This is a genomic window from Yaniella halotolerans DSM 15476, assembly GCF_000420805.1.
Taxonomy (GTDB): Bacteria; Actinomycetota; Actinomycetes; order Actinomycetales; family Micrococcaceae; genus Yaniella; species Yaniella halotolerans.
On sequence record NZ_ATVQ01000002.1, the window covers coordinates 466,811 to 475,385 of the forward strand.

An 8,575-nucleotide genomic window follows, 5' to 3' on the forward strand; every position below is an offset into this window, starting at 1 on the left:
ATTCATTCTCTAATTTGTGAAATGTCCAAACATTGGTCACTACCGACTTTTGGTTTTAACTGGGTACGGAGGACCCGTCGTATTCATGTCGACGCGCTAGTGGAAAACGAAAGAGACGCTATGAACAACGCCGAAATTCTGCGGGATTTACTGTATGCAGCCAACTCAGACAATCCTTTTGACGGCTTGGTACGGCAAATGGCACGACAATGCGCAGGTTCTGCGGTGATTTTTGATACGGATCACGCCGTTATTTCTTCAGCAGGTAGTGCGCCAAAAATACTTATCAGGGACAATCTCGTCGAAATTGAAGAGTCACCAACACCTGTTCCCATTGGTCGATGGTTGGTGTTGGCCGGACGCGTTGGCGTTCGATCACAGAACTACTTCGTCGCGCTCGCCAACCAGGACCGGGAGCACTTGGAGAACATCTCGGCAGCGATCTTTGAAGCTTTAGCGACTATACTTGGAACAGTTGCCTCCATCGATGGCACTTCTCTTGCACAACGCGCGGTAAGTTCTGTAAAAACGCTCCAAGATCTAGAGATCGGAATTCTAGTCAGCCAAGAACCCAGCTATTGGCGTCGTCTTGAGCAATTTGGATATGCGCCTTTTAGCAACCTCCAGATCATAATTTGCGAAGCGTCAAAGTCTCATGAAGCTCGTGAGAGATCGGTCAAGAACGCGTTGAAAGCAATTCGCCGATACACCGATGACAGACCAATCCTCGTTGCTGAATCGAAGCTGGACAGTTGGCAATTTTTAGTACCGGAGGGTCCCCTGGTCGCCGAGTTAGCCAAAATGCTCGAAGACTTCTTTATTACCGCAATATCCGAGCCATTTGTCAGCTTGTCCATGTACCCAGATATGTACCGAGCTACAAAAATCGCTCTCAGACACGCAAAAAATAATGCGCGACGAGGGACATATCCCAAGGCAAATCTGGTGTATGCCGGGGCCATGAACCCCGTCGATTGGATGGTTTCTGTCTCAGTTGACCGTCTCGATAGGAACGTTCTGATGCGGTATGGCGAGACGCTCAGAAACGATACCGAGCTGCTCGAGTCGCTCGTAGAATTTTTGTCTTTTGACCTGGACATAAAGAATGCTGCCCGCTCGTTAAACGTGCACCCAAATACTCTTCGATACCGGATGCAAAAGGTTGAGCGAAGCCTTGGTAGCTCCTTGTCAGACCCCTGGGTTATCGCGAACTTATGCTTAGGCTTTTATGATGAATTGCGGTCACGACAACAAGAGCTTAGTGGGTAATTACTACGTGGCCCAGGCGGCACGTGTGGAATCTCATCCGGCATAGACAAGCATGGATAACCATATGCTTACCAACAATCTGTCTTCACTATATCTGGGAATAATTCACTTCGTATGTGTACTGTATTTGATATGAGCGAAGCAGAACTTTCACAAGAAAACGGCGATCTCAAAACACTCATTGTTGGCGGTGGTTGCTTCTGGTGTCAGGACGCGGTTTATCGTCAAACCAAAGGTGTCGTCGCCTCAGAATGCGGTTACATTGGTGGTCACGTCGATCATCCAACATACGAGCAAATTACCACCGGGCAGACAGGTCACGCTGAAGCAGTGAAAGTGACCTTTGATCAGGACATCATCGATGCCGACACCATTTTAGATATGCTCTTTGCCTCCCACGATCCGACTTCGTTGAATCGCCAGGGTGCAGATGTCGGCCCCCAATATCGTTCTGCACTATTCCCACAGTCAGATGAAGATCGGCAGCTATTTGCAGATGCTATCGAACGGCACCAGCAATTCTGGTCTGAGCCGATCGTGACCACGATCGAAGAAAACCAACCGTGGTGGCCCGCAGAGCAAGAGCATCAAAACTTTTACCAGCGGAACCCAAGTTGGGGATATTGCCAGGTTGTCATCAACCCTAAACTGGCCAACGTTCGCAAACATTACTCTGCATGGCTACGATAATGACGATTTACTACGCGACCTTCTATTATTAAACGCAAGAACACTTTTTAACGCTTGCACCCGTAAAGGATGATGCCCATATGGCAAAGATGCTCGATAACATCACTCAGGCAGTCGGTGAGACTCCCCTCGTTCGACTCAACCGCCTCACGGAAGGTCTCCCAGGTGACGTTGCCGTCAAGATTGAGTTCTACAACCCGGCGAACTCTGTCAAAGACCGTATCGGGGTAGCAATCGTTGACGCTGCCGAAAAATCCGGCAAGCTCCGTCCGGGCGGTACCATTGTTGAAGGTACTTCCGGTAACACCGGTATCGCTCTGGCCATGGTGGGTGCTGCACGCGGCTACCGCGTGGTTCTCACGATGCCGGAAACCATGTCGAACGAACGCCGTGTGATGCTGCGGGCATACGGTGCCGAAATCGTTCTGACTCCGGGTGCCGATGGCATGCGCGGTGCCGTCGAGAAGGCAGCCCAGATCGTTGAGGAGACCGAGAACTCGATTTTGGCGCAACAGTTTGCCAACGAGGCCAACGTTGAAATTCACTACAACACCACCGGCCCCGAGATTTGGGACGCTTCCGAGGGCAAAGTCGATGTTCTGGTATCCGGTATCGGTACCGGCGGGACGTTGACCGGTGCGGGGCGTTACCTGAAAGAACAGAACTCGGACATCAAAATTGTCGCGGTAGAGCCTGCCGACTCACCAATTCTCTCCGGCGGTAAACCAGGACCCCACAAGATTCAGGGTATCGGCGCGAACTTCGTCCCAGAAGTCTTGGACACTGAACTGTACTCCTCCGTATATGCGGCCACACTGGAAGAATCGGTGCAGAACTCTCGCTTGCTGGGTGCAAAAGAAGGCATTCTCGGCGGCATCTCATCGGGTGCAGCCATTGCTGCAGCGCTTGATGAAGCACAGAAGGAAGAAAACGACGGCAAACTCATCGTCGCGGTCATTCCCGACTTCGGTGAACGCTACATTTCCACTGTGCTCTACGAAGACATTCGCGGCTAAATAATACGCTATTTATCCGTTCTGCCTTCGGCACATACAACTGCCGAAGGCAGAACCTTTTAAGCCTTACTTCGCGGGGATGCCTCAACATAGAATAATTATGCCATCACCCGTGTTGGGCCTAGTAGCACTAGTAGCAACAGTTTTTCTCGAAAGGTATACATTGGGATTCTTAAGCCGCTTCCGCGAGGACGTTCAGGCCGCCAAAGACCGTGACCCCGCCGCACGCAGTACATTCGAGGTCGTTGCGGGTTATCCGGGTCTTCACGCAATTTGGATGCACCGCCTGGCACACAAAATGTGGCACACAGAGCAGCTCAAGACTCCCGCACGCCTTCTGTCGCAGCTCAACCGAGCTCTTACTGGTATCGAAATTCATCCCGGTGCAGAGATCGGCCGACGCTTCTTCATCGACCACGGTATGGGTGTAGTCGTCGGGGAAACCACCGAAATTGGTGACGACGTGATGCTGTACCACGGTGTGACCCTTGGCGGGCAGTCACTTGAGAAGAAAAAGCGCCACCCAACCCTGGAAGATGAGGTTGTTGTTGGGGCGGGAGCAAAGATACTAGGACCGGTTGTGATTGGTGCGCGCACGGCGGTTGGAGCAAACGCGGTGGTTGTTAAAGACACTCCGGAAGACTCCATTGCAACAGGAATCCCTGCGAAAACACGTCACCGGCGTGCCGAAGAGGCCAAGCCTGCGGTAGACCCAGCGGAATACGTTGATCCTGCAATGTGGATCTAAGATCTACGGTATAAAAACTGACCCGTGGGGTTGAGCTTTCTTTTCCAGGTAGCTCCACCCCACGGGTCAGTTTTTGTTAAGCGCCTTTAGTCGCCTACTGCGTCGCGCCCGCGCATGACTAGCAGTGGATCTGGGACACCCACGACATCATGATCTTTGCCTTCGTAATCAAATTGGCTCAAGAAATAGCGCATGGCGTTAAGCCGACCACGCTTCTTATCGTTCGATTTCACGGTGATCCATGGTGCATGATCCGTATCGGTGTGTAGGAACATCAGTTCTTTGGCTTCGGTATAAGCCTCCCACCGATCTAACGCTTCGAGGTCAACAGGCGACAGTTTCCAGCGGCGAACCGGATCCAGCTGCCGAATTGCGAAACGAGTCCGCTGTTCGGTCTGCGTCACGGAGAACCAGAACTTGATGAGCGCAAAACCGTCGTCGACCAGCAGCTTCTCCAAAACCGGTGCCTGGTTCATAAACGTGTGATATTGATCTTCGTTGCTGAAGCCCATCACCCGTTCTACTCCGGCACGGTTGTACCAGGAGCGGTCAAAGAGCACGATCTCTCCTGCCGTTGGGAAGTGATTAATGTATCGCTGAAAGTACCACTGTCCTGTTTCGCGCTCCGTGGGCTTATTCAACGCGACAGTACGCGCAGTACGTGGGTTCATGTACTCCGTGAACCGCTGAATAGTACCGCCTTTGCCTGCAGCGTCCCGGCCTTCGAACACGACGATAATCTTTTGGCCAGTATCTTCAGCCCAATACTGGAGCTTTAGTAGTTCAATCTGGAGATAGTATTTTTCGAGCTCGTATTCTTCACGCGACAAACGCTCAGAGTACGGATAATTTTCCCGCCAGGTTTCAACCGCTTTGCCCAGCGGATCAATCAGGTCTGGGTCCGGTGTATGACCGTCTGTCACTTGATAGCCACCGTCGCGAAGGGTGTCGATGAACTCGCGGAGATTCTGACGAGGCTGGTCAGGGATGAGTTCTTCGAACACGGGATACTCCTTCTTTGCGAACACATAAAACATCTACTAGGTATTGTGCACGACCCGGCCACAAATTACATGCGTAGACTGGCTATTTTAACCACTGGACGGTGAACAACAGGTAAATACAAGAAGGAATCTATCGGATATTCGCCTACGGCACTTTTCAAATTTTACTAACCTGCGCGTCATCCTAAACTCAAACACAACACAAGGTGTGGATGAGACACTTGAACGATCTCAGCTTGCGTCTACTCGACAAATTTAAGGGAAGATTCTGCGCGTAACTCTTGCTGCAGGCTATTTGTGAGCGATTCGGAATAGGTAGCGGTCATATGATGCTGGTCGCGCCACACAAGCACATCACCGATTACGGCAGAGCACGAATCCGAGGAACAGAACATATCGGATAGATCCACCGTATCCGTAGCACTGGTCTCAGCCGCCTGCTGCATGTCTCCATAGGCACTGGCCTCGAGCGCAGCTGAGCGGTTCTCAGAACATTCGGTGAGTTCATCCGGATGTTTTGCGACGCATTCCGGAACATCGAAGTCCAGGCGCGGTGTATCAAGGATAGCGGTCACGCCCATACCTTCATCCTGGAGCTTGGTCCACGCGTCTGCCAGGCCCTCAGGTATTTCCCCGGTATTCACGTCTTTTGGCACATCGGTACTCTCTGCCGCAGGATACGAGGCCGCACTGACAACGACATGGTCTGGGGCATCAGCGCCAACTAGTTCTTTCATAACTTGCTGGTTCCAGTCATAGCAGCTCTCGTAGAAACTACCCTGGTAATTCACAGCCACTGAGTTGAGGGCACAAGCACTCTTGGTGTAGGTTTCCAGCCGCCAGTCATGCTCTTCGGCAATCTTTTCCAATGCGGGCACCCAGTGTGTGGCATGGGAATCGCCTACGACCGCCACAACGTAGTCTGAGTCTTCATTCCCATACACGCATGACTTCACACCGGATTCAACCTGATCCACATGACAACCATCCTCATATGCAACTGCAAGGTCTTCTTGTGCTTCAGTCACATCGGGATTGATGCTTTCGGCTTTTTTCACAGGTTCCACCGCATCCGGCTCTTGTTCGACAACCTCAGCACCTTGTGGTTCGCCTCCTGCCGTGGTCGAGGTATTTTGTTGGGCCAGTACATAAGATGAGACCAGAACGATCAGACCGCAGGCAGCAGTAGTCACCATCAAACCCCCTCCGGCGCGGAGAGCACGCACGGACTTTTCCTTCAACCGCTGCCAGTCCCGGAAAGGCTGCTCAACATACTGGTAGCTCAACCACGAAGGAACGACCGCTAAGACGACCACTACGAGTCCTGCCCATACCGGCAAGGTGGCATCGAAGAAATATGTCGCAAAGACAATTAGCGGCCAGTGCCATAGGTACAGCGAGTATGACAGATCACCAACCCAACGCATGGGTCGAACGTTCAGCACAACGGCGAAGCCTTCTGTGGCTCGGCCAGACATACCTCCGATAATGACGCCAGCAGCACCAAGTGTCGGCAGCAGTGCGGCATACCCTGGGAAAGATGTGGCATCTGTGAAGAAAACTCCCGCGGCCAGAATCGCCACGAGTCCCCCACCTTGGAGAATATAGCCAAGCTTCTGGGGAATCTTTTCAAGGTGCACCACAAAGATGGCAATGGCCGCACCGATCGCCATCTCCCAAAGCCTTGTGGTTGTGACGAAGTATGCTGGCGCAGGGTTCGTCTGCGTGTAGTAAATCGACCAGATACCTGATGGGATGATGACCAGGCCAACACCGATCTGTAAAAAGCGATGAATTCTTGCACTCTGCGCATCAGGATCAGCCCGATGCTTTGAACCGAGTTGCGCTAACCATAACAGGCCCATGATCAGTGCGGGCCAGACGATATAGAACTGTTCTTCTACCGCCAGCGTCCAAAAGTGTTGCAGCGGACTTGCTGCGGAACCGGCATCAAGATAGTCGGTACCATCTGCAAAAACCCAGTTCACAACGTACAGCGCGCTGCCCACGATCTCGGTGCCAATACTTTCCCATCGTGTTCGAGGCAATAACACCAGGGTGAAGATAGCAACGAAGACCAGGACAATTGTTGCCGCGGGCAAGATTCGTCGGATGCGCCGTGCATAGAAATCAGCGAGATCAATTCGGCCCTTTTCTAGGGACTGGCGAACCAACATACCGGTTATGAGGAAACCTGAGATTACGAAGAAGACGTCGACGCCGACATAACCACCGGGTAGCCAGGTCACGCCTGCGTGGTACAGCAGGACAAGACCTACTGCGATGGCACGTAAACCCTGGATGTCCGGCCTAAACCCCGAACCTGCCTTCACGGCTGGTTCCTTCGGCGGCTTTACCGTTGCTGACGTCATTGTTGGGCGGACTCCACAGGATCGTAGGGTGCTTAGATCTTCCCAACAACGGTAGTACGCAATGCTGAAAGAAACCTCGACGGATCTCGGATTCTTATACGACGAGGTCTAACCCTTAGATATGTATGGCAGTTCTATTGTTCAAAACAGCACACCATACTGGCAGGGGCAGCTGACATGGCAATAAGCTGCCCCAGGCAGCCGAAAGCCGCACATGAAGAACAGTGGTCTGGGCGTTTCAAGCTCATACGGTGACCAAACACTCTAGAGATACCTTGGAAAACTCTCTCATCACTGAACAACGCAACTGGCTTACAACAGCTATGGTAGCTGCTGTAAGCCAGTGACGTGGCGAAACATTCGATTTAGAGATCTACTTCGCGACTTTCGCCTGGTCGAGCAGCCTCGTTATCGCCCTTCAATCCTTTCACCAGTTCAACAGCCATAGCGGGCAGTCCTGGTGAGTCCCAATACTGACCAGTTTCGGGGGTCACTTTCAGCAGAACAACTTCTGGATCTTCCGGCTTAGCATCGCCAAAGAATGCCTCGGTGGTTTTCGACCAGAATTCTTTTTTACGGTCTATATCCTGGACAGCCGTGGCAACCCCAGAAATCGAAGCCCAGAACCCTTTCTCTGCAACACTTACGTTGACTTGTTGGCCTCCGGCGACTTCTTGCATAGCCGGAGTGTTAACGCGGGTCATGAACCATATCGTGTGGTCGTCGTCAATTGCCTGGATTACCATTGGGCGACTCACCAGGCTGCCGTCATCCTCTGTCGTGGTGAACATACAGATATTGGCGTCTTGAGTTTTCTGTAATAAGTTTTCTACCGGATCTTTCGAACTCACATTACCTCCTTGTAGACAATAGTGGGACATAGTTGATGCACTAAGCCTCCACCTAGCCCAACTTAACACGCGTGATTGCAAAGCTGTACTGTCTGGCATCGAAGGAAAGTGGACTTTGAGAACATCTTGAGCAAACAACCAGCCTAGACTCATGGAACAGCTGGTTGGGACATACTTTCTGTCACTTTTGAAACTTGGTCTACCAGACGCCACCACCAAATATCTTTTCAATCGAGGTATAGCTGGAAGAACACCATGGCCTACTGCACGTTGCGATGACATGTGCGGAGTGCCTCATGTCAAGGTGAGCGCGAACGCTAAGTGGTGCCTCATAGATCGTGAGCGCCAAGGCTCAAGTGAGCGGGTTGTTGTGCCTCACAGTATTTGAGCGCGAAATGGCCGGGTCAGGCGGTTTTGGTTTTGACCCCAGTTTTCTGGCGGGCGGTGCGGGCGTGTTGTTTGTCTTCGATGTTGGCGACCATGGCCAGGGTTTTATCTTTAGCCCGGCTCATCAACCGGTCCTGGTAGGTCAAGATCTGCCGGGTCAGTTGAGCGGGGTTGAGACTGCGATATAGGGCCTCTAACTCATCAAGCTGGGGCTGTGACAGGATCCCGGAAGCCTTGA

At 52.1% G+C, this 8,575-nt stretch carries 8 protein-coding genes; 4 read left to right on the top strand and 4 right to left on the bottom strand.

Annotation, left to right across the window (positions count from 1 at the left end; genetic code table 11):
* Positions 1-120: 120 nt before the first annotated feature.
* The 4 genes from G583_RS0109735 to epsC all read left to right on the top strand — a co-directional run bounded on the left by G583_RS0109735 (position 121) and on the right by epsC (position 3,723).
* Positions 121-1,269, top strand: coding sequence for a PucR family transcriptional regulator (locus G583_RS0109735; protein ID WP_022870989.1), 1,149 nt, complete (start codon positions 121-123; stop codon positions 1,267-1,269).
* Between the two features lie 132 nt (positions 1,270-1,401).
* The gene (gene msrA / locus G583_RS0109740) at positions 1,402-1,959 is read left to right on the top strand and encodes a peptide-methionine (S)-S-oxide reductase MsrA (protein WP_022870990.1); all 558 of its coding nucleotides are present in this window, start codon (positions 1,402-1,404) and stop codon (positions 1,957-1,959) included.
* Positions 1,960-2,039: 80 nt separating this feature from the next.
* Positions 2,040-2,975 (top strand): cysteine synthase A, encoded by a 936-nt coding sequence (gene cysK, locus G583_RS0109745; protein ID WP_022870991.1) that lies wholly within the window; start codon positions 2,040-2,042, stop codon positions 2,973-2,975.
* A 163-nt stretch (positions 2,976-3,138) separates the two neighbouring features.
* A complete protein-coding gene (gene epsC / locus G583_RS0109750; RefSeq protein ID WP_022870992.1) occupies positions 3,139-3,723 on the top strand; it encodes a serine O-acetyltransferase EpsC in 585 nt (194 codons plus the stop codon).
* 86 nt (positions 3,724-3,809) lie between these two features.
* Here epsC and ppk2 read toward each other — a convergent pair whose 3' ends face one another.
* The 4 genes from ppk2 to G583_RS16790 form a co-directional block, all read right to left on the bottom strand.
* Positions 3,810-4,727, bottom strand: a complete 918-nt coding sequence (gene ppk2, locus G583_RS0109755) for a polyphosphate kinase 2 (protein ID WP_022870993.1) — start codon at positions 4,725-4,727, stop codon at positions 3,810-3,812.
* 242 nt (positions 4,728-4,969) lie between these two features.
* Positions 4,970-7,060 carry an acyltransferase family protein gene (locus G583_RS15460; RefSeq protein WP_022870994.1) on the bottom strand — a complete coding sequence of 697 codons (2,091 nt, stop codon included), beginning with the start codon at positions 7,058-7,060 and terminating at the stop codon, positions 4,970-4,972.
* Between the two features lie 404 nt (positions 7,061-7,464).
* On the bottom strand, positions 7,465-7,950 hold the full coding sequence (locus tag G583_RS0109765; protein ID WP_022870995.1) for a pyridoxamine 5'-phosphate oxidase family protein: 486 nt from the start codon (positions 7,948-7,950) through the stop codon (positions 7,465-7,467).
* Positions 7,951-8,354: 404 nt separating this feature from the next.
* Positions 8,355-8,575, bottom strand: a 221-nt coding sequence (locus G583_RS16790; protein ID WP_029629468.1) for a hypothetical protein, incomplete at its 5' end; no start/stop codon positions are given.

Coding starts and splice junctions, on each gene's coding strand:
- G583_RS0109735 (WP_022870989.1), top strand. CDS start 121: ATGAACAACGCCGAAATTCTGCGGGATTTACTGTATGCAGCCAACTCA.
- msrA (WP_022870990.1), top strand. CDS start 1,402: ATGAGCGAAGCAGAACTTTCACAAGAAAACGGCGATCTCAAAACACTC.
- cysK (WP_022870991.1), top strand. CDS start 2,040: ATGGCAAAGATGCTCGATAACATCACTCAGGCAGTCGGTGAGACTCCC.